This window comes from Streptomyces thermocarboxydus, from assembly GCF_024760485.1.
In the GTDB taxonomy this organism is placed as follows: domain Bacteria; phylum Actinomycetota; class Actinomycetes; order Streptomycetales; family Streptomycetaceae; genus Streptomyces; species Streptomyces cellulosae.
Map to the genome: position 1 here is coordinate 6,374,704 of NZ_CP058273.1, position 18,954 is coordinate 6,393,657.

The window sequence follows — 18,954 nt, forward strand, 5'->3', positions numbered from 1 at the left end:
CTTCGTCCGCGTACGTCGTACGTCCGGGCGTTCTCAGGACTCCCGGGGGTGGTTCTCCGCCTCGAACATCCAGCGCTGCTTCTCCAGGTCGGCGGTGATGGAGATCAGCAGGTCCTGCGTGACCAGGTCGGCCTTCTCGGTGGCGTCCATCCGCTCACGCAGCCGCGTGATCGCCGCGCCGAGGGCGTCGGTCATCACCTCGACGGCCTCCGAGTCACGCAGCCAGCCCTCCGCGGGCGCCGGCAGGGAGAAGACCTTGGCGATGGTCTCCGGGCGGCCGTCCGGCGGCACGCCGATGGCCGCGGCGCGCTCCGCCACCGTGTCCGCGTGCGCCCGGGTGGACGAGACCACCTCGTCCAACTGCAGATGGACCGAGCGGAACCGCGGTCCCACGACGTTCCAGTGCGCCTGCTTGCCGATCAAAGACAGTCCGAGCAGGTCGATCAGGGTCTCCTGGAGGGCCTCGCTGGAAACGCGGCGGGCCTCGTCCGGAAGTGTGCTCCTCACGACGGTCATGAAGTGGTGTTCCTCCCAGTTGATGCGCTCGTGGCGCGAGGGCGGGGACCCGCGGGCGATGCCGGCGCGGGCCGCGCTCCGCGACCACTCCCTGAACGCGCGGGTGCCCCCGGCCCTCCGGGACAAACCCGGCCGGCGGTACGGCGGACCGGCCGTGACCTCCAGGATCTTCCCCGGGAGGGGCGGGCCGGTCTATAGTCCGAAACTAGCGGTGCTAATTAAGTGGGCCGCCGACCGTCAGCCCGGCCGTCGGCCTCCGGATCAGGAGTTCCCGTTGCGACCCGTCCACTTCGCGGCCGCCCGCCGCACCCCCATCGGCAAACTGCGCGGAGCCCTCTCGGGCGTACGGCCCGACGACCTCGCCGCCGCGGTGATCCGCGGCCTGGTCGCCGACGTGCCCGCACTGGACCCGGCCCGCGTCGACGACGTCTACTGGGGCGCCGCCAACCAGGCCGGCGAGGACAACCGCAACGTCGCCCGCATGGCCGCCCTGCTCGCCGGCCTCCCCGAGTCCGTCCCGGGCGCCACCGTCAACCGGCTGTGCGCCTCGGGCCTGGAGGCCGTCACCACCGCCGCCCGCACCATCGCGGCCGGCGAGGCCGACATCGTGATCGCCGGCGGCTCCGAGTCCATGAGCCGCGCCCCCTTCGTGCTGCCCCGCCCCGACGAGGCCCTCCCGCACCGCATCGAGACGTACGACACGCGGCTCGGCTGGCGGCTCGTCAACCCGGCGATGAAGGAGCTCCACGGCCTGCTGGCGATGGGCGAGACCGCGGAGGAGGTCGCCGGACGGTACGGCATCTCCCGCGAACGGCAGGACGAGTTCGCGCTGCGCAGCCACCGGCGCGCCGCAGAGGCCCGCAGACACGGCCACTTCGACGACGAACTGCTGCCCGTGACCCGCCCGGACGGCGTGGTCGTCGACGCCGACGAGTGCGTCCGCGAGGACACCTCCCTGGAGAAGCTCGGCCGGCTGAAGCCGGTGTTCCGCGCGGGCGGCTCGGTCACCGCGGGCAACGCCTCCCCGATGAACGACGGCGCCGCCGGGCTGATCCTGGCCAGCGAGGAGGCCCTCGACGACCTGGGCCTGGAGTCCCTCGGCCGCTACGTCGCCGGCGGCTCGGCCGGCGTCCACCCCGACGTCATGGGCATCGGCCCCGTCCCCGCCACCCGCAAGGTGCTCGCCCGCGCCGGCTGGGACATCGGGGACGTCCAGGAGGCCGAGTTCAACGAGGCGTTCGCCGCGCAGGCGCTGGCCTGCGTCGACCAGCTCGGCATCGACCCGGAGCGGGTGAACGCGGACGGCGGGGCCATCGCCCTCGGCCACCCGCTGGGCTGCTCCGGCGCCCGCATCCTCACCACGCTGCTGCACCGCATGCGCCGCACCGGCGCCGAACGGGGCCTCGCCACCATGTGCGTGGGGGTGGGCCAGGGCAGCGCGGTGCTGGTCGAGCGCCACTGACGGGCCGCCGTAGCGGCGCCTGGCCGGGCGGTCATCAGGTGGGACGCGCCGTACCGGCGGCCGATGCCTGCACGTAGCATCGGTCGCCGCATGAACACCTTGACCCTCTGGGACCTCACCGGCTGGGAATTCGCCGCACTGGCCTTCGCGGCCCTGCTCGTCGGGTTCTCCAAGACCGCCGTCAGCGGCGCGAACACGGTGAGCCTCGCCGTCTTCGCCGCCGTCCTGCCCGCCCGCGCGTCCACCGGCGTGCTGCTGCCCATCCTGATCGCCGGGGACGTCCTCGCCGTGCTGACCTACCGGCGGCACGCCCACTGGCCCACCCTGTGGCGGCTGTTCCCCGCCGTCGCGGCGGGCGTGGTCGTCGGCACGGTCTTCCTCATGTGGGCGGACGACGGGATCGTGCGGACCTCGATCGGCGCGATCCTGCTGCTGATGGCCGGGGTCACGGTGTGGCGCCGGCGCCGCGCCGACACCGAGGACGAACCCGATGGCGTGGTCACCCGGGCCGGCCGTGTCAAGGCCCGCTCCTACGGCGTCCTCGGCGGCTTCACCACCATGGTCGCCAACGCGGGCGGCCCGGTGATGTCGATGTACCTGCTCTCGGCGGGCTTCCGGAAGCTGGGCTTCCTGGGCACGTCGGCGTTCTTCTTCCTCATCGTCAACACGTCCAAGCTGCCGTTCAGCGCGGGCCTCGGCCTGATCGACGCGGACTCGCTGCTGCTGGACGCGGCGCTGGTGCTGTTCGTGGTACCGGGAGCGCTGCTCGGCAAGTGGGCGGTGACGCGGATCAACCAGCGGTTGTTCGAGCAGCTGGTCATCGCGGCGACCGTGGTGGGGGGACTGCAGCTGCTGGTGCGGTGAGTGCCCGGGCCGGCATCCGGGCCGCTGTCCTGTGTCCGGCCGGACGGCCCCGCGCTGTCGGGCGCGCGCAGGGCGGCAGGCAGGGTGGGCGACCCGCCGGACGCCTGGTGCGGTGGCCGGTCCCGCCGGACGACGGCGAGCCCGTGCGGTGGGGCGGAGCCTGGCGGGCCTCGTGCTCGGGCCGGGGCGCTCTCCGGCGCCGGCGGGCCGAAGGTGGAAGAGCGTGCCGCGCCGCCCGCCCGTGCGGGAGCTCGACGTCGTCGGCGCCCGCCCGGCGGGCTTGGCCGTCGAGGCATCGGCCGGGGCCACGCCTCCCGTGGCCGACGCCGGTGTCGGACGTGCCGGCAGGACACGTGCTCAGGTGCCGGACGGGCCGCCCGGGGGTGTCGTCCGCCGGTGGTCCTCCAGGTTCCGCGACCTGTGGCGGGGCCAGTGCAGGTGGGTCGGGGCCGCCGTGCGGCCCACCGTCGCTGCCAGTTTACGCAGGCGGCGCCAGTCCAGGCGCGGTGGGGCGGGGGCGGCGCCCGGGCGTTTGCGCGGAACGCGGACGCGGAGGGCGCCCGCGGCGATACGGCAGTGGACCGGCGCCGGCAGGACCATCGCCTCGCCGTCGACGCCCGCCTCGATCTCGTCCCGGTCCGCCTCGATGACCACCTCCGGCGCCGTCAGCACCGTGAGTCCTGCGGGCTCCGGGTTCAGCAGCAGCGCGGCCGCGCTGATCGCGCCCTCCACCTTCACCCCGAGGACGCCCAGCGTCCCCGAGTCCAGCCGCTCGCGGCGCCCGAGCCCGAACGGGTCGCCCGTGCGGTACGGGTTGTTGCTGACGAGGACCGCCTGCGGAGCCGTGAGCGTGGTGTCGCCGACGTGAGCGACCAGCCGGGGCCCCTGCTGCCCTGTGAGCAGGTCCGGCAGCATCTCCAGGCTCGTGCCGATCTTGTCGTCCCGGTACGCGGGACTCTGCACGATCGCCGCGTACGCGCCGAAGGACGCGTTGTTGACGAACGGCTGGTCCCCGGCGAACCCCAGGTCGACCCGCAGCTCCACTCCGTCCGTCAGCGCGTCCAGACATGCCGCCGGATCCCCCCGGTCCAGGCCGAGGTCGAGCGCGAAGTGGTTGCGGGTGCCCGCGCTGATCACCAGGAACGGGATGTCGTGCTCGGCGGCCACGGCCGCGACCAGTGCCTGGGTGCCGTCGCCGCCCGCCGCGCCCAGCAGGTCCGCGCCGTCCGAGACGGCCTGCCGGGCCAGTTCGGTCACGTCCTGCTGCGCGCCCGGCTCCAGCAGCACCACCCGCGCGCCGAGCCGCTCCGCCTTCTCCCGCAGCTGGAACCGGCCCACCTTGCCGCCGCCCGACCGCGGGTTCATGATCAGCACCGGCTTCCGGGGCGGCGGCAGCCGCCGCTCCCGCACCGGGGTGTGCCCGCCCGTCCCGCGCAGCGCGTACCTGCCGCTCCACACCGCGAGACCCCACAGCGCCAGCGACACGAGCAGCGCCCAGAACAACGTCACCGCGAACAGCGCCAGCAGCGCCGCCGGCACGCACACGGCGACCACCGCCGCACCCCACCGCAGCGGCCCGCGCAACGTCAGCGTCCACCACACGGCCGCCGCGCTGAGCCCCAGCCCGATCACCCCGAGCACCAGGAGCGCCAGTCCGCGCAGCCCGCCGTAGACCAGGGGGGTCGCCACCGCGAGCGCCGCCGCGAGCAACGCCCCCCGCGCCGCCCACCGCTGGGCGTGATAGCCCCGCCTGCTCAAGTCCACGCCCTGACTCCTTAGGTCGCCCCGGCGTCATCGTAGGGCGAACACGCACAGGCGTGCGGGCGGACGGTGATCATCGGCCGCCGTGCCGCCGCCGCGCGCCAGGACCTCGCCCCTTACCCTCGGCGCATGTCCCCGCACGTGCTGATCCTCGGCGGCACCACCGAGGCGCGCCGGCTCGCCGCCGCGCTGGCCGCCCGCCCCGGGATCCGGGTCACCACCTCGCTCGCCGGACGCGTGTCCCGGCCGGGCGCGCTCGACGGCGAGGTGCGCGTCGGCGGCTTCGGCGGTCCGGAGGGGCTCGCGGCCTGGCTGCGCGAGGAGGGCGTGGACGCCGTCGTCGACGCGACCCATCCCTTCGCCGCCACGATCACCGCGAACGCGGCCATCGCCACGGCGGCCGCGCGGGTGCCCCTGCTGGTGCTGTGCCGTCCCGGCTGGCAGCCCGGCCCCGGCGACCGCTGGCACCCGGTCCCGTCCCTGGAGGCGGCCGCCGCCGCGCTGCCCGCACTCGGGCGCCGGGTGTTCCTGACCACCGGGCGCCTCGGTCTCGCCGCCTTCGCCGGACTCACGGAGCTTCGTTTTCTCGTACGGTCGGTCGAACCCCCCGAGCCGCCGCTGCCCCCGCACACACACGTCCTGCTGGCGCGCGGCCCGTTCACCGTGGCCGACGAGACGGCGTTGCTGCGCGAGCACCGCGTCGACGTGCTGGTGACGAAGGACAGCGGCGGTGCGGCGACCTCGGCGAAACTCGCCGCCGCCCGGGATCTCGGTCTCCCTGTCGTGGTCGTCCGCCGCCCGCCCTTGCCGGAGGGCGTCACAGCGCTCCCGGACGTGCCGGCGCTGCTGGCCCGGCTGGATGAGGTCCTCGCCCGGGCCCGCTAGACGCGCCTGGCCGCGTCTTCGGCGCGCAGAGCCGAAGACGCGGTGTCCGGCGCGTCCGTCCTCATCGCCCTGAACAGGCGTGGGGCTTCGGCGGTGTTGCCGCCGGTCGCCATGCGCCTGGACGCACCGGACACCGCTCACCCGCGCCCGCCGCACAGCGGGCCGCCGCGCCCTTCGACCTGCCCTGCCGCACAGCCGTCACCGCTCGCCCGGCGCCCGCCGCAGCAGATACGTGTCCATGATCCAGCCCTTCCGCTCCCGCGCCTCCGCCCGCAGCCGCTCGATGCGCGGGGCGGCCTCCGCGACCGGACCGGAGACCAGGATCTCGTCCGGGGTGCCGATGTACGCGCCCCAGTAGATGTCGACGTCCTCATCCGCGAAGGCACGGAAACGCTGGTGCGCGTCCAGCATCACCACCACGTCGTCCACGCCCTCCGGGAAGCCCTCCTCCGCGAGTCGCCGCCCCGTGGTGATCTGCACCGGGCGCGCCACCCGGTTGAGCCCCGTGCGGTGCCGGGCGACGAGGGCGGAGACGCTGCTGACACCCGGCACGACGTCGTAGTCGAAGGCGACCGTGCCCCGCTCCCGCACCTCCTCGAGGATGCCGAGCGTGCTGTCGTACAGCGCCGGGTCGCCCCACACGAGGAACGCGCCGGTCTCCCCCTCGCCCAGCTCCTCCGCGATCATCCGCTCGTAGATGTCGGCACGGGCGCTGCGCCAGTCGCCGACGGCGGGGGAGTACGCCGAGCCGCCCGCCGAGCGGTCCCGCTCCGGATCACGCGCCTCGACGACCCGGTACGCCCGGTCCGCGAGATGCGTCTCCAGCATGTCCCGGCGCAGCCGTGTCAGGTCCGCCTTCGCCTCGCCCTTGTCCAGCAGGAAGAACACGTCCGTGTCCCGCATGGCCTTGACCGCCTGCAGGGTGAGCTGGTCGGGGTCACCCGCGCCGATACCGATCACATGAAGAGTCCGCACGGCCCCGAGTCTGCCGCACGCCCCCGGGCGTCCCGCACCCAGGTCAGGCGGCGCCCCGCAGCCGGGGCGCCCGCGCGCCCGCGTCCACCGGCACGCCCTCCCCGCGCTCCACCTCCGCCGCCAGGTCCCGCGCCCAGGCGATCACCGACGGCACGTCAGTCGTGGGAGGCAAGGCGAGCTCACCGCCCGCGGCCCACTCCTCGACGGCGACCGCGCCGCGCCGCAGCAGCCGCGCCCCGCCGGTCACGTTGCCGCGCGCCGCGTGCGTGAGGCCCACCGCCATCTGGGCCAGCCCACGCCACAGCTCCCGCTCCTCCGCGGGCCCCGACTTCCAGGCGTCCTCGAACACCTCGTGCGCGTGGAACGGCTTGCCCTCGTCCAGCAGCCGCTGCGCCTCCGAGACGCTTTCCTCCGGCCGCCGCACCACCCCTTCCGGCTGCCGGGGCACGCCCTCCTCGCCGTACGGCAGGGGCCGGCCAAGCCCGTCCCGGGGCCGTGCGTTGCGCGCCCGCCCCTCCTCGTCCCTGTCCCGCGCGGCGGCTGTCCGGCCGGCGGACGTGCTGTCCATGCTGCCCATACGCCGATTGTCCCAAGTCCGGGCCCGCTTCGACGCGGCCCGGGGGGTGGGGTAAAGTACTGCTCGCGCGATCACGCGGTTCACCGCATGTGACCGCACCGGGACGTGGCGCAGCTTGGTAGCGCACTTGACTGGGGGTCAAGGGGTCGCAGGTTCAAATCCTGTCGTCCCGACGGTGCAGTGAGGGCTCGGAGCCCGGATCAGGGCCTTGTCCACATCACGTGGGACAGGGCCCTCGGTCGTTTCCAGAGCTTTGTTCACCCGGACCACGTGCTGAACGGACAGGGGCCCTGCCCGGATCCTCTCCGGGCAGGGCCCCTTCTCACTCAGCGGCGCCCGTCAGATGGCGTCGAGTTCCACCTCCTCGTAGACCCGGTCCCACCAGGTGTCCATCTCGAACGCCGACGGGTCGAGCTCACGAAGCCGGTCCCTGATCTCCAGTCCGAAGGCGACCCGGGCCGCCTCCGCGGGATCCACCGCGTCCTCGTCCTCGTCGTCCTCGTCGTCCTCGGACTCAAGGTCGTCGAAGTCGTCGACGTGCTCGCACCGGTGGTCCCAGGCGGCGAGGGCGTCGAGGAACGCGATCAGTGACGAGTTCACGAACCGGGGCTTCGGCAGCGACGGGTCCAGCAGCAGCACCCTCCCGTCGCTGTCGAGCACGTACTCGGGGACGTGGTATCCGGCATTCAGCTGGGCGTCATGCTGGCCCAGCCTCCAGTACCGGTTACCGGACGGGCCGGAGACGACGGTGAAGGGAGCACCGTGCGTACTCGGGTAGAACATGGCGGCCTCCCGCGGCAGCCCGTACCGCTGGGCCGTGCCGAGAGCCTCGCGCACGGCCTCCGGCCAACTGTCCGAGCCGGAGAGCGCATCGGCGTCCAGTTCCAGAACGCCGTCCTCCTCCCACGACGACGCCGTCAGCCACCGAGGTGTGTACCCCACGAAGTCCCTTTCGTGACGCTTCGTCGCTCACAGCTTGCCTCGCCGGATCTGCGTCAGCATGCGCTTGAGTTCGTTGATTCCGGCGCTTCGGCCGGCCTTGGACGCAGGCCCCTGGCCGAGCCAACGCCATGTCGTTCAGGGCGCCGCCGTAGGAGTCCCGGGTGAGGAAGCGGTTCAGGCCCGGGTCGTAGTTGCGGAACCCCCTGTCGTACGTGCCCGACGCGCTGTCCCAGCGCGAGGAGTTGAAGCGGAAGGAGTTGTAGTCGTCCTTCTGCTCGCCCTCCGCACCCGGCTTGTCCTCATCGGTCATCTGGGACGTGTCGTCGGACCCGTAGGCCGTGTAACCATACGTGGAGCGGGTTCGGCCGTCGTCCTTCGTGATCGCCTCGACGTCGCCACGCGGGCTGGTGACGTACTGCGAGTACTCCTTGACGCCACCGTCCTTGTGCTTGATCTGTGTGGCCCGTTGGCCGCCGGCGAGGTACTGGTAGTCCTTGTCGGTCTTGCCGTCGACCGTTTCGCGCAGCAGCGTGCTGTCCAGACCCAGGTAGGTGAATGCCGTGGTCCTGCCCGCGGTACCGGAGGTGGTCTGGGAGACCGTCCGGTCGAACGGGTCGAAGACGTACGTCGTGGTCACCGCGGACCCGCCGCTGCCCGACCGTGTCTTCACCGTCCGGTCGAAGCCGTCGTAGTAGTGCTTCTCGACGGTCTGGCCGGCCGATCTAGGTGTCGTAGCCGTACTGTTCCTCGGCCTGTGTCCGCGACCAGTTGTCCTGGAGCGGATCACCTTCCGCGTGATCCCGGAGGGGCACGGACGGAGAGGCGGGCGTGCCCCCTTCGTATCCGCCCCCCGGTACGTGTTTTCCCGTGCGGGGGTTTGCCGACGACCGCCGGCATCGACACCCTGAATTCCGCTTCTCGGTGCATGTCAACGGCCAACGACAGCATGCTGATCGAGCCCCCCGGCGGCCTGCCGGACCACGAGGACGATCACCCCGAGGCCACTCTCGAGCTGTCCTTCCGCCGGGCGCTGTGCATGATCCGCACCGAGGGGATCAACGACGCGAAGACCGTCATGCCGCTCCGGTGGGCCGCGCTGGAGGGCCCGTTCGCCGGGGTCAGCGCAGAGTGACGCGGGCCGCCACCGGCAGATGGTCGCTGCCGGTGGCGGGCAGCGTCTCGATCTCGCTCACCGTCGCCGAGCGGGCCATCACCTGGTCGATCCGTACCAGCGGCAGCCCCGCCGGGAAGCTGAACGCGAATCCGCGCCGGGGCACCTCCAGCCGGGTTGTGAGCGGGGCCAGGCCCCGGTCGTCGACCGTGCTGTTCAGGTCGCCCGCCAGGATCACCCGGTCCAGCGGCTCCGCCTCCACTTCCCGCCCGAGCCGTACCGCGCTCTCGTCGCGCCCGCGGGACGTCATCCCGCTCGGCACGATCCGCACCGACGGCAGGTGCGCCACGTACACCGCCACCTGGCCGTGCGGTGTCGCGGCCACCGCGCGCAGTCCTCGGCTCCACGGCTCGTCCTGGTCGGCAGGCTTGATGTCCACCGTCCGTGCGCCGCTCAGCGGGTGCCGCGACCACAGGCCGACGGTGCCGCGGACCTCGTGGTGCGGATAGCGCGCGGCGAGGGCCCGCTCGTACGCGGGCAGCGCGTCCGGGACCAGTTCCTCCAGCGCGATCAGGTCCGCGCCCGTGCCGGCGAGGGCGCGGGCCGTGTCCGCCGGGTCGGGGTTGTCGTCGGAGACGTTGTGCTGCACCACGACCAGATCGCGTGGCCCGGCCGCGTCCGCGGGGAGGAGCAGGCCGGCGAAGAGATGCGTCCACACCGCGACCGGCAGCAGCACGGCCACCAGGACGACCGGCCTACGGCGCCACAGGCCGTACAGGAACAGGAGTACCGCCGCCAGGCCGAGCCAGGGCAGGAACGACTCCAGCAGGCTCCCCGTCCGGCCCGGCGTGTTCGGCACGGCGCGGTGGAACGCCAGCAGCCCCGCCGTCAGGACGGCCAGGGCCACGGGCACCCGCCCCCGGGCCGGGCGCGGTTTCACGATGTCCACCCGGGCGTCCCCTTCACGCGTCGCGTTGATCGGTGCTGATCTTCAGGACGCGCGGGAACGCCTTCCGGTTCACGGTCTGACCAGCAGCTGGAAATCGAAGGAGTACCGCGAGGCACGGTAGATGTGGCTGCCGTACTCCACCGCCCGGCCCGTGTCGTCGTACGCCGTGCGCTGCATGGTGAGCAGCGCCGCGCCCTCCTTCTCGTCCAGGCGGGACGCCTCCTCCGCGGTCGCCGAGCGGGCGCCGACCCTCTGGCGGGCGCTGTGCAGGGTGATGCCGGCCGCGCGCATCATCCGGTACAGGCCGGTCGCCTCCAGACGGTCGCCGTCCAGGTCGAGCAGGCCCGAGGGGAGGTAGTTGCTCAGCAGGGCGACCGGCAGGCCGTGGGTGCGCCGCAGCCGCTCCAGGAGGATCACCTCGCCGCCCTCGGGCAGCCCCAGGGCGGCGGCCACGCCGGGCGGCGCCGGGACGCTCTCGTTGCGGACCACCTCCGTGGTCGGCGCCTGCCCGGCCGCCTCCAGGTCGTCGTAGAGGCTGGTCAGCTCCAGGGAGCGGCGCACCTGGCTGTGCACCACCTGCGTGCCCACCCCGCGCCGCCGGACCAGCAGCCCCTTGTCGACCAGTGACTGGATGGCCTGGCGGACGGTCGGCCGGGACAGGCCGAGGCGCACCGAGAGGTCCACCTCGTTGCCCAGCAGGTCGCCGGGCGCGAGCGCCCCGCCCGAGATCGCCGCCTCCAGCTGCTGGGCGAGCTGGTAGTACAGCGGCACCGGACTGCCCCGGTCCAGGGCGAAGTCCAGGGTGTGCGTCGCCGGTCCGGCCGCGGCGCGTGCGGGGTCACCGGTCCTCGCCATGGACGTGCCTTCCTGTCGGGGCTCCCGGTCGGAGCGCGGGGGACGGGTTCACAGGTGGCGGCGGCGCCCGGAGACCTGGGCGTCGTACCGTTCGCGGGCCCGCACCGCGGCCTCGCGGGTGGCGACCTCCGCCACCGGCACGTCCCACCACGCCTCGGCCGGGGGAGCGGTCGGCGCCGGGTCGGTCTCGACGTACACGCAGGTCGGACGGTCCGAGGCGCGCGCCTCGGCGAGGGCGGTGCGCAGCTCCCGCACCGTCTTGGCGCGCAGGACGTCCATGCCGAGGCTGGCCGCGTTCGCCGCGAGGTCCACCGGCAGCGGGGCGCCGGTGAAGGAGCCGTCGTCCGCGCGGTACCGGTAGGCGGTGCCGTAGCGCTCGCCGCCGGTCTCCTCCGACAGGCCGCCGATGGAGGCGTAGCCGTGGTTCTGGACGAGCACGACGTTGACCGGCAGGCCCTCCTGGACGGCGGTGACGATCTCCGTGGGCATCATCAGATACGTGCCGTCGCCGACGAGCGCCCAGACGGGCGTGCCGGGCGCGGCCTGCTGGACGCCGAGCGAGGCCGGGATCTCGTAACCCATGCAGGAGTAGCCGTACTCCAGGTGGTACTGGCGGGGGCTGCGGGCGCGCCACAGCTTGTGCAGGTCGCCGGGGAGCGAGCCGGCCGCGTTGATCACCACGTCGTCGTCTCCGGCCACCGCGTCCAGCGCGCCCAGCACCTGCGTCTGGGTCGGCACGGCGGTGTCGTCGTCGGCGCGCAGGGCCGCCTCGACGACAGCGGCCCAGCGCTCCTTGCCCTCCCGGTACTCCGCCTCGTACGCAGAGTCCACCCGGTACCCGGCGAGCGCCTCCGCGAGCCGCTCCAGGCCGGTGCGCGCGTCGGCCACCAGGGGGCGCGCGGCGAGCTTGTGGGCGTCGAAGCCGGTGATGTTGAGGTTCACGAACCGCACGTCGGGGTTCAGGAACAGCGTGCCGGAGGCGGTGGTGAAGTCGGTGTAGCGGGTGCCGACGCCGATCACCACGTCCGCGTCACGGGCCAGCGCGTCGCTCACCGCGGTGCCCGTGTGGCCGATGCCGCCCAGGTCGGCGGGGTGGTCGTGGCGCAGGGAGCCCTTGCCGGCCTGGGTGGAGGCGACCGGGATGCCGGTGGCGTCCACCAGCGCCCGCAGCGCGTCCTCGGCCTCGCTGTGGTGCACCCCGCCGCCCGCGACGATCAGCGGCCGGCGCGCCGCCCGTACGGCCGCCACGGCCGCGTCCAGCTCCACCGGGTCCGGGGCGGGCCTGCGCACGGTCCACACCCGCTCCGCGAAGAACTCCTCCGGCCAGTCGTACGCCTCCGCCTGCACGTCCTGCGGCAGCGCGAGGGTGACGGCGCCGGTCTCGGCCGGGTCGGCGAGCACCCGCATCGCGTTCAGCGCGGACGCGATCAGCGCCTCGGGGCGGGTGATCCGGTCGAAGTAGCGGGACACCGGGCGGAGCGTGTCGTTGACCGACACGTCGGCCTCGACCGGGTGCTCCAGCTGCTGGAGCAGCGGGTCGGCGGCGCGGGAGGCGAAGTAGTCGCCGGGCAGCAGCAGCACCGGCAGCCGGTTGATCGTGGCGAGGGCGGCGCCGGTGACCAGGTTGGTCGCGCCGGGGCCGATGGACGTCGTCACCGCCTGCGCCGAGAGACGGTTCAGCTGGCGGGCGTAGCCGACGGCCGCGTGCACCATCGACTGCTCGTTGCGGCCCTGGTGGTACGGCATGGCGTCCCGGTACTCCACCAGCGCCTGCCCGAGACCGGCGACGTTGCCGTGGCCGAAGATGCCCCAGGTGCCCGCGATCAGCCGGCGGCGCACGCCGTCCCGCTCGGTGTACTGCGCGGACAGGAACCGCACCAGGGCCTGGGCGGTGGTCAGTCGGCGGGTGGTGGCGCTCATGCGGACCTCTCCGGTGCGGTGTAGAGGGGGAGTCGGGGGTCGACGGGCTGCTCGGGCCAGGTGTCGCGGATCCAGGCGTGGCCGGGGTGGTCGCAGATCAGCCAGGCGCGCTCGGCCTCGGGTCCCGCCATGACGTTGAGGTAGTACATATGGTGGCCGGGCACCGCCATGGACGGGCCGTGCCAGCCGTCCGGGATGAGGACGACGTCGCCGTCGCGCACCTCGGCCAGCACGTCCGTGTCACGGCCCGGACCGGACGGGGAGACCCGCTGGTAGCCGAGGCCCGGCGTGCCGTCGTGGGCGGCGAACTCGAAGTAGTAGATCTCCTCCAGCACCGACTCCTCGCCCGGCCGGTGCTCGTCGTGCTTGTGCGGCGGGAACGACGACCAGTTGCCGCCCGGGGTGAGCACCTCGACCGCGATCAGCTTGTCGCAGTCGAAGACGCCCGCCGCGCCGAAGTTGTTGACCTGGCGGGAGCAGTTGCCGGTGCCGCGCAGCTCCACCGGCACGTCCGACGCCGGGCCGTAGCGGGCCGGGAGCCGCCGGGTGCAGCGGGCGCCGGTCAGCGCGAATCGCCCGCCCTCCTCGGAGGACACGGTGACCCGGGCGTCACGCGGGACGTAGGCGAAGTCGGTGACGCCGGCGAACACGCTCGTCCTGCCGGTGAGCGGGAACTCCTCGTGGCCGTGGTCGTCGTCCGAGGCGACCGTGCACGCCCCGCTCAGCGGCAGCACGATCCACTCGCTGTCCCCGGTGTCGAAGGTGTGCGAGCCGCCCGGCTCCAGGCGCAGCACCCGCAGCGAGGAGTACCCCCAGCCGGCGCTGTCTGGGCTCACGTCCACGGCGTACGGGCCGGCGACGGCCTTGCCCGCGGGAAGGTGATGGGTCATGCGTGCCTCCGTCTGCGTACGTCGTCGTACGGGCTGGTCACAACAGGCCGACGGCCGTGTCCACCGCCGTCTCCACACTGCCCTCGGCCGGGTAGAGCAGCGAGCGGCCGACGACCATGCCCTGCACGGTGGGCAGCCGCAGCGCCTTGCCCCACCGCTCGTAGGCCGCCTCCTGGTCGCCGACCTCGCCGCCGAGCAGCACCACCGGCAGCGTCGAGGTGCGCAGCACCGCCTCCATGTCGTCGACGTGCTCGGTGACCGGCAGCTTCAGCCAGGTGTAGGCGGAGGTGCCGCCGAGCCCGGAGGCGATGGCGATGGAGCGGGTGACGGCCTCGGCGGACAGGTCGTTGCGGACCCTGCCGTCCACCCGGCGGGAGATGAACGGCTCCACGAACACCGGCAGCCGGCGCGCGGCCATCGCGTCGACGGCGCGGGCGGAGGCCTCCAGGGTGGCGAGCGAGCCGGGGTCGTCGTAGTCGATGCGGACCAGCAGCTTGCCCGCGTCGAAGCCGAGCCGCTGGATGTCCTCGGCTCTGTGCCCGGTGAAGCGGTCGTCCATCTCGAAGGACGCCCCGGCCAGGCCGCCGCGGTTCATCGACCCCATGACGACCTTGTTCTCCAGCGCGCCCAGCAGGAGCAGGTCCTCCAGGATGTCGGCGGTGGCCAGCACCCCGTCCACGCCCGGCCGGGACAGCGCGACGCACAGGCGTTCCAGCAGGTCCGCCCGGTCCGCCATGGCCAGTCGGCGGTCTCCTATGCCGAGTGCGCCCCGGGCGGGGTGGTCGGCGGCCACGATCATCAGCCGTCCGCTGTCGCCGATCAGCGGACGGCGGGCCCGGCTGGCGGCCGCCTCGGCGACGGCCTCGGGATGCCGGGCGCGGACCGTGGTGAGCTCGGGGATGCTGAGTTTCAAGGAAGGGCTCCGTTCAGGACTGGGGCGGCCGGCCCGCCGCGTCCCGCGCGAGGAGGCCGGCGACCTCCGGCGGGGTCGGCATGGCGGACGAGCAGGCGAGGCGCGAGGCGACGAGGGCGCCGGCCGCGTTGGCGTGGCGCATGGTCCGCTCCAGGTCCCAGCCGGAGAGCAGACCGTGGCAGAGCGAACCGCCGAAGGCGTCGCCGGCGCCGAGGCCGTTGACCACCTCGACCGGCACCGGGGGCACCTCGGCCCGGCTGCCGTCCCGGTGCACGGCCAGCACACCCCGGGGGCCCTGCTTGACCACGGCCAGCTCCACGCCGGCCGCCAGCAGTGCCTCCGCGCACGCCTCGGGCTCGCGCACCCCGGTGGCGACCTCGCACTCGTCGAGGTTGCCGACCGCGACCGTGGCGTGGCGCAGCGCCTCGCGGTAGTACGGGCGCGCCTGGTCCGGGTCCTTCCAGAACATGGGACGCCAGTCCAGGTCGAAGACGGTGGTGCCGGCCTTGGCGCGCGCCTCCAGGGCGGCGAGCGTGGCGGTGCGGCTGGGCTCCTCGCTCAGGCCGGTGCCGGTGACCCAGAAGATGCCGGCCGCGCGGATCGCCGGCAGGTCCAGCTCGTGCGGATGGATCTCCAGGTCGGGGGCCTTGGGGCGGCGGTAGAAGTAGAGGGGGAAGTCGTCCGGCGGGAAGATCTCGCAGAAGGTGACGGGGGTCGGGTACGCGGCCACCGGGGTCACCCAGCGGTCGTCCACGCCGAAGTCCTTCAGCGCCTCGTGCAGATACGTGCCGAAGGGATCGTCGCCGGTGCGGGTGATCACCGCGGTGGAGCGGCCGAGCCGCGCCGCGGCGACCGCGACATTGGCGGCGGAGCCGCCCAGAAACTTCCCGAACGTCTCCACCTGCGACAACGGCACCCCGGTCTGCAGGGGATAAAGATCGACCCCGATGCGACCCATGGTCACCAGGTCGAAATACTGTGGTGTGTCGGCCATTGAGCGACGCTCCTCGAGCTGCTGGGGATGCGGGGCCCAGGACGCCCTGCCACGGTGGGGACGTGCTTCCGGGGACCTGCCGCCTCCCAGGTGTAGGTCTCGAGGGGCGGCGGTGTCAATAGTTTGTACTTACATTCGGACGAGCGCGTGAAATGATGTCTTAACAAAGTATTGACAGCAGGCGGTTCTCGGGGATTGGATCGCGTCCCAGCACAACCGCCGTGTGTGATGGCACACACCCCGGACTCCCGAGGTTCCGGGCACCGGACTCTCGGACTCCTCGCCCCCTTTTCCCCCGTGAAGCACAGTGAGGTGCAGGACTGATGGACCGCTCTTCCCACCCCCGCTCCCGCAGAGTCGCCCCCTTCGTCGCGGCCGCGGCGGCGGCCGCCCTGGCCCTCGCCGGCTGCTCGAGCAGCAGTGGCGGCAAGAAGTCCGAGGAAGGCGGAGCGGACGCCTCGGCCGGCAAGGCCTCGACGCCGCGGATGACGATCGCCCTGGTCACCCACCAGGCGCCCGGCGACACCTTCTGGGACATCGTGCGCAAGGGCGCGCAGACCGCCGCCGACAAGGACAACGTCAAGCTGATCTACTCGGCCGACCCCAACGCCGGCAACCAGGCCAACCTGGTGCAGAACGCCATCGACCAGAAGGTCGACGGCATCGCGGTCACCCTCGCCAAGCCGGACGCGCTCAAGGGCGTCATAGCGAAGGCCACCGCGGCCGGCATCCCGGTCGTCGGCCTGAACTCCGGCCTGAGCGACTGGAAGGACCTCGGACTGCTGGAATTCTTCGGCCAGGACGAGACCGTCGCGGGCGAGGCGTTCGGCAAGAAGCTCAACGAGGTCGGCGCGAAGAACGCGGTCTGCGTCGTCCAGGAGCAGGGCAACATCGGCCTCACCCAGCGCTGCGCCGGCCTGGAGAAGACCTTCAAGGGCAAGACGCAGGTCCTCAACGTCAACGGCACCGACATGCCGTCGGTGAAGTCGACCATCACCGCCAAGCTGAAGCAGGACTCCTCCATCGACTACGTCGTCACCCTCGGTGCGCCCTTCGCGCCGACCGCGGTGCAGTCCGTCGAGGAGGCCGGCAGCAAGGCGAAGGTCGCCACCTTCGACCTCAACAAGGAGCTGACCGGCGCCATCCAGGACGGCGACATCCAGTTCGCGGTGGACCAGCAGCCCTACCTCCAGGGCTACCTGGCCGTCGACGGCCTGTGGCTCTACAAGAACAACGGCAACTACAGCGGCGGTGGCGAGCAGCCCGTCCTGACCGGTCCGGCGTTCGTCGACAAGTCCAACGTCGAGGCGGTCTCCCAGTACGCCGCGAAGGGCACCCGGTGATGAGCATGGCCCAACAGGCTGAGCCGGCGGCGACCACGCCGCCGGCCCCCGGCCCCGAGAAGCAGAAGGACGGACGCACCGCGCGGCGCCCGCTGGTGCTGCGGCTGCTCGCCCGGCCCGAGGTCGGCGTGTTCCTCGGCGCGGTCGCGGTCCTCGTGTTCTTCCTGTTCACCGCCCCGCCGGTGCGCGACGGCAGCTCGATGGCGAACATCCTGTACCAGTCGTCGACCATCGGGATCATGGCGCTGCCCGTGGCGCTGCTGATGATCGGCGGCGAGTTCGACCTCTCGGCCGGCGTCGCCGTCGTCACCTCGGCGCTCACCGCGAGCATGCTGAGCTACCAGCTCACGCTGAACGTGTGGATGGGCGTCGTCGTCGCCCTCGTGGTGTCCCTCGCCATCGGCTTCTTCAACGGCTGGATGCTGGTGAAGACCGGACTGCCGAGCTTCCTGGTCACCCTGGGCACCTTCCTGATCCTCCAGGGCGTCAACCTCGCCGTGACCAAACTCGTCACCGGCAACGTCGCCACCGACAGCATCAGCGACATGGACGGCTTCGACCAGGCCAAGGCGCTCTTCGCCTCCAGCTTCGAGGTCGGCGGCGTGCAGGTGAAGATCACCGTGATCTGGTGGCTCGTCTTCGCCGCGCTGGCCACCTGGGTCCTGCTGCGCACCAAGTACGGCAACTGGATCTTCGCGGTCGGCGGCAACAAGGAGAGCGCCCGCGCGGTCGGCGTCCCCGTCACCTTCACCAAGATCTCCCTGTTCATGCTGGTCGGCTTCGGCGCCTGGTTCGTCGGCATGCACAACCTGTTCTCCTTCAACACCGTGCAGTCCGGCGAGGGGGTGGGCCAGGAGCTCATCTACATCGCCGCGGCGGTCATCGGCGGCTGTCTGCTGACCGGCGGCTACGGCTCGGCGATCGGACCGGTCTTCGGCGCCTTCATGTTCGGCATGGTGCAGCAGGGCATCGTCTACGCCGGCTGGAACCCCGACTGGTTCAAGGCCTTCCTCGGCGTGATGCTGCTCGGCGCCGTCCTCATCAATCTGTGGGTCCAGCGCACGGCGACCCGGAGGTGACCGCAATGACCGACAAGACGACCGGCACCGACGGTGCCGCCCGCACGGACACCCCGGCCGGCGAGGACCGCCCCCTGGTCGAGCTCCGCTCCGCCGGCAAGTCCTACGGCAACATCCGCGCCCTGCACGGCGTGGACCTCACCGTCCATCCCGGCAAGGTGACCTGCGTCCTCGGCGACAACGGCGCCGGCAAGTCCACCCTCATCAAGATCATCTCGGGGCTGCACCAGCACACCGAGGGCGAGTTCCTCGTCGACGGCGCACCGGTGCGCTTCTCCACCCCGCGCGAGGCCCTCGACAAGGGCATCGCCACCGTCTACCAGGACCTCGCCGTCGTCCCGCTGATGCCGGTGTGGCGGAACTTCTTCCTCGGCTCCGAGATGACCAAGGGCCCCTGGCCCCTGCGCCGCCTCGACATCGAGCGGATGAAGAAGACCGCCGACGAGGAACTGCGCAACATGGGCATCGTCCTCGACGACCTGGAACAGCCCATCGGCACGCTCTCCGGCGGCCAGCGCCAGTGCGTCGCGATCGCCCGCGCCGTCTACTTCGGCGCCCGCGTCCTCATCCTCGACGAGCCCACCGCCGCCCTCGGCGTCAAGCAGTCCGGGGTCGTCCTGAAGTACATCGCCATGGCCCGCGACCGCGGTCTCGGCGTCATCTTCATCACCCACAACCCGCACCACGCCTACATGGTCGGCGACCACTTCAACGTGCTGCGCCTCGGCACCCTGGAGCTCAGCGCCGACCGCAGCGAGGTCAGCCTCGAGGAGCTGACCAACCACATGGCGGGCGGCGCGGAACTGGCCGCGCTCAAGCACGAACTGGCGCAGGTCCGCGGCGTCGACACGGAGGGCCTGCCCGAGGCCGGCGACCTCCGTGCCGCCACGGCCGCGACCCCGGAAGGGAAGTCCTGAC

The 18,954-nt window shown here is 72.7% G+C and carries 18 protein-coding genes, 1 tRNA gene and 2 pseudogenes; 9 read left to right on the plus strand and 12 right to left on the minus strand.

The features are described 5' to 3' along the window. Positions 1-33: 33 nt before the first annotated feature. Positions 34-516 carry a Dps family protein gene (locus AY578_RS29080; RefSeq protein WP_189905576.1) on the minus strand — a complete coding sequence of 161 codons (483 nt, stop codon included), beginning with the start codon at positions 514-516 and terminating at the stop codon, positions 34-36. 274 nt (positions 517-790) lie between these two features. On the opposite strand from AY578_RS29080, the gene AY578_RS29085 reads away from it, so the two are divergent. Together AY578_RS29085 and AY578_RS29090 are read left to right on the plus strand one after the other, a co-directional pair. Further along, on the plus strand, positions 791-1,978 hold the full coding sequence (locus tag AY578_RS29085; protein WP_137208841.1) for a thiolase family protein: 1,188 nt from the start codon (positions 791-793) through the stop codon (positions 1,976-1,978). Between the two features lie 90 nt (positions 1,979-2,068). Next, positions 2,069-2,842, plus strand: coding sequence for a sulfite exporter TauE/SafE family protein (locus tag AY578_RS29090; protein ID WP_210638146.1), 774 nt, complete (start codon positions 2,069-2,071; stop codon positions 2,840-2,842). Positions 2,843-3,199: 357 nt separating this feature from the next. Here the strand turns inward: AY578_RS29090 and AY578_RS29095 are convergent, their stop codons facing one another. Continuing rightward, positions 3,200-4,606, minus strand: coding sequence for a diacylglycerol/lipid kinase family protein (locus AY578_RS29095; RefSeq protein WP_258906136.1), 1,407 nt, complete (start codon positions 4,604-4,606; stop codon positions 3,200-3,202). 126 nt (positions 4,607-4,732) lie between these two features. Between AY578_RS29095 and AY578_RS29100 the strand changes: the two genes are divergently transcribed. Then, entirely contained in the window at positions 4,733-5,488 is a 756-nt protein-coding gene (locus tag AY578_RS29100; protein WP_258906145.1) for a cobalt-precorrin-6A reductase, read from the plus strand. Positions 5,489-5,686: 198 nt separating this feature from the next. Here the strand turns inward: AY578_RS29100 and cobF are convergent, their stop codons facing one another. Both cobF and AY578_RS29110 read right to left on the minus strand, forming a co-directional pair. Beyond that, on the minus strand, positions 5,687-6,463 hold the full coding sequence (gene cobF, locus AY578_RS29105) for a precorrin-6A synthase (deacetylating) (RefSeq protein ID WP_258906155.1): 777 nt from the start codon (positions 6,461-6,463) through the stop codon (positions 5,687-5,689). 43 nt (positions 6,464-6,506) lie between these two features. Further along, positions 6,507-7,040: a DUF309 domain-containing protein gene (locus tag AY578_RS29110; protein ID WP_258906157.1), complete on the minus strand. Its 534-nt coding sequence runs from the start codon at positions 7,038-7,040 to the stop codon at positions 6,507-6,509. Between the two features lie 99 nt (positions 7,041-7,139). Here AY578_RS29110 and AY578_RS29115 point away from each other — a divergent pair. After that, positions 7,140-7,213, plus strand: a tRNA-Pro gene (locus AY578_RS29115). 166 nt (positions 7,214-7,379) lie between these two features. Here the strand turns inward: AY578_RS29115 and AY578_RS29120 are convergent. Together AY578_RS29120 and AY578_RS29125 are read right to left on the minus strand one after the other, a co-directional pair. Continuing rightward, on the minus strand, positions 7,380-7,982 hold the full coding sequence (locus tag AY578_RS29120; RefSeq protein WP_258906159.1) for an SUKH-4 family immunity protein: 603 nt from the start codon (positions 7,980-7,982) through the stop codon (positions 7,380-7,382). A gap of 139 nt (positions 7,983-8,121) precedes the next feature. Next, positions 8,122-8,529 (minus strand): annotated as a pseudogene (locus AY578_RS29125) (RHS repeat-associated core domain-containing protein); the annotation flags it as partial. A 13-nt stretch (positions 8,530-8,542) separates the two neighbouring features. On the opposite strand from AY578_RS29125, the gene AY578_RS29130 reads away from it, so the two are divergent. Beyond that, a complete protein-coding gene (locus tag AY578_RS29130; protein ID WP_258907597.1) occupies positions 8,543-8,674 on the plus strand; it encodes a hypothetical protein in 132 nt (43 codons plus the stop codon). Positions 8,675-8,888: 214 nt separating this feature from the next. Further along, positions 8,889-9,114, plus strand: a pseudogene (locus AY578_RS29135) (NUDIX domain-containing protein); the annotation flags it as partial. Here AY578_RS29135 and AY578_RS29140 read toward each other — a convergent pair. The 6 genes from AY578_RS29140 to iolC form a co-directional block, all read right to left on the minus strand. Further along, positions 9,101-10,042 (minus strand): endonuclease/exonuclease/phosphatase family protein, encoded by a 942-nt coding sequence (locus tag AY578_RS29140; RefSeq protein WP_258906168.1) that lies wholly within the window; start codon positions 10,040-10,042, stop codon positions 9,101-9,103. The pseudogene AY578_RS29135 and the gene AY578_RS29140 sit on opposite strands and share 14 nt — an antisense overlap. A 69-nt stretch (positions 10,043-10,111) precedes the next feature. Continuing rightward, positions 10,112-10,897: a GntR family transcriptional regulator gene (locus AY578_RS29145; protein ID WP_258906170.1), complete on the minus strand. Its 786-nt coding sequence runs from the start codon at positions 10,895-10,897 to the stop codon at positions 10,112-10,114. Positions 10,898-10,945: 48 nt separating this feature from the next. Then, positions 10,946-12,817 carry a 3D-(3,5/4)-trihydroxycyclohexane-1,2-dione acylhydrolase (decyclizing) gene (gene iolD / locus AY578_RS29150; RefSeq protein ID WP_258906179.1) on the minus strand — a complete coding sequence of 624 codons (1,872 nt, stop codon included), beginning with the start codon at positions 12,815-12,817 and terminating at the stop codon, positions 10,946-10,948. Then, entirely contained in the window at positions 12,814-13,707 is an 894-nt protein-coding gene (gene iolB, locus AY578_RS29155) for a 5-deoxy-glucuronate isomerase (protein WP_258906193.1), read from the minus strand. Before iolB ends, iolD begins: the two co-directional genes overlap by 4 nt. Positions 13,708-13,744: 37 nt before the next feature. Then, on the minus strand, positions 13,745-14,620 hold the full coding sequence (locus tag AY578_RS29160; protein ID WP_258906195.1) for a Cgl0159 family (beta/alpha)8-fold protein: 876 nt from the start codon (positions 14,618-14,620) through the stop codon (positions 13,745-13,747). A gap of 13 nt (positions 14,621-14,633) precedes the next feature. Continuing rightward, complete coding sequence (gene iolC / locus AY578_RS29165) at positions 14,634-15,614, minus strand: 5-dehydro-2-deoxygluconokinase (protein ID WP_215188788.1); 981 nt, start codon at positions 15,612-15,614, stop codon at positions 14,634-14,636. 323 nt (positions 15,615-15,937) lie between these two features. Between iolC and AY578_RS29170 the strand changes: the two genes are divergently transcribed. Genes AY578_RS29170 through AY578_RS29180 form a run of 3 tightly spaced genes read left to right on the plus strand, consistent with a single transcriptional unit; the run spans position 15,938 to position 18,953 of the window. Next, positions 15,938-16,957, plus strand: coding sequence for a sugar ABC transporter substrate-binding protein (locus AY578_RS29170; RefSeq protein WP_019522602.1), 1,020 nt, complete (start codon positions 15,938-15,940; stop codon positions 16,955-16,957). After that, a complete protein-coding gene (locus tag AY578_RS29175) occupies positions 16,957-18,036 on the plus strand; it encodes an ABC transporter permease (RefSeq protein WP_210638135.1) in 1,080 nt (359 codons plus the stop codon). The genes AY578_RS29170 and AY578_RS29175 overlap by 1 nt, the downstream gene beginning before the upstream one ends. Positions 18,037-18,041: 5 nt before the next feature. After that, positions 18,042-18,953, plus strand: coding sequence for an ATP-binding cassette domain-containing protein (locus AY578_RS29180; protein WP_019522604.1), 912 nt, complete (start codon positions 18,042-18,044; stop codon positions 18,951-18,953). Position 18,954 lies beyond the last annotated feature (1 nt).

Coding starts and splice junctions, on each gene's coding strand:
- AY578_RS29080 (WP_189905576.1), bottom strand. CDS start 516: ATGACCGTCGTGAGGAGCACACTTCCGGACGAGGCCCGCCGCGTTTCC.
- AY578_RS29090 (WP_210638146.1), top strand. CDS start 2,069: ATGAACACCTTGACCCTCTGGGACCTCACCGGCTGGGAATTCGCCGCA.
- AY578_RS29100 (WP_258906145.1), top strand. CDS start 4,733: ATGTCCCCGCACGTGCTGATCCTCGGCGGCACCACCGAGGCGCGCCGG.
- AY578_RS29110 (WP_258906157.1), bottom strand. CDS start 7,040: ATGGGCAGCATGGACAGCACGTCCGCCGGCCGGACAGCCGCCGCGCGG.
- AY578_RS29145 (WP_258906170.1), bottom strand. CDS start 10,897: ATGGCGAGGACCGGTGACCCCGCACGCGCCGCGGCCGGACCGGCGACG.
- iolD (WP_258906179.1), bottom strand. CDS start 12,817: ATGAGCGCCACCACCCGCCGACTGACCACCGCCCAGGCCCTGGTGCGG.
- iolB (WP_258906193.1), bottom strand. CDS start 13,707: ATGACCCATCACCTTCCCGCGGGCAAGGCCGTCGCCGGCCCGTACGCC.
- iolC (WP_215188788.1), bottom strand. CDS start 15,614: ATGGCCGACACACCACAGTATTTCGACCTGGTGACCATGGGTCGCATC.
- AY578_RS29170 (WP_019522602.1), top strand. CDS start 15,938: ATGGACCGCTCTTCCCACCCCCGCTCCCGCAGAGTCGCCCCCTTCGTC.
- AY578_RS29175 (WP_210638135.1), top strand. CDS start 16,957: ATGAGCATGGCCCAACAGGCTGAGCCGGCGGCGACCACGCCGCCGGCC.
- AY578_RS29180 (WP_019522604.1), top strand. CDS start 18,042: ATGACCGACAAGACGACCGGCACCGACGGTGCCGCCCGCACGGACACC.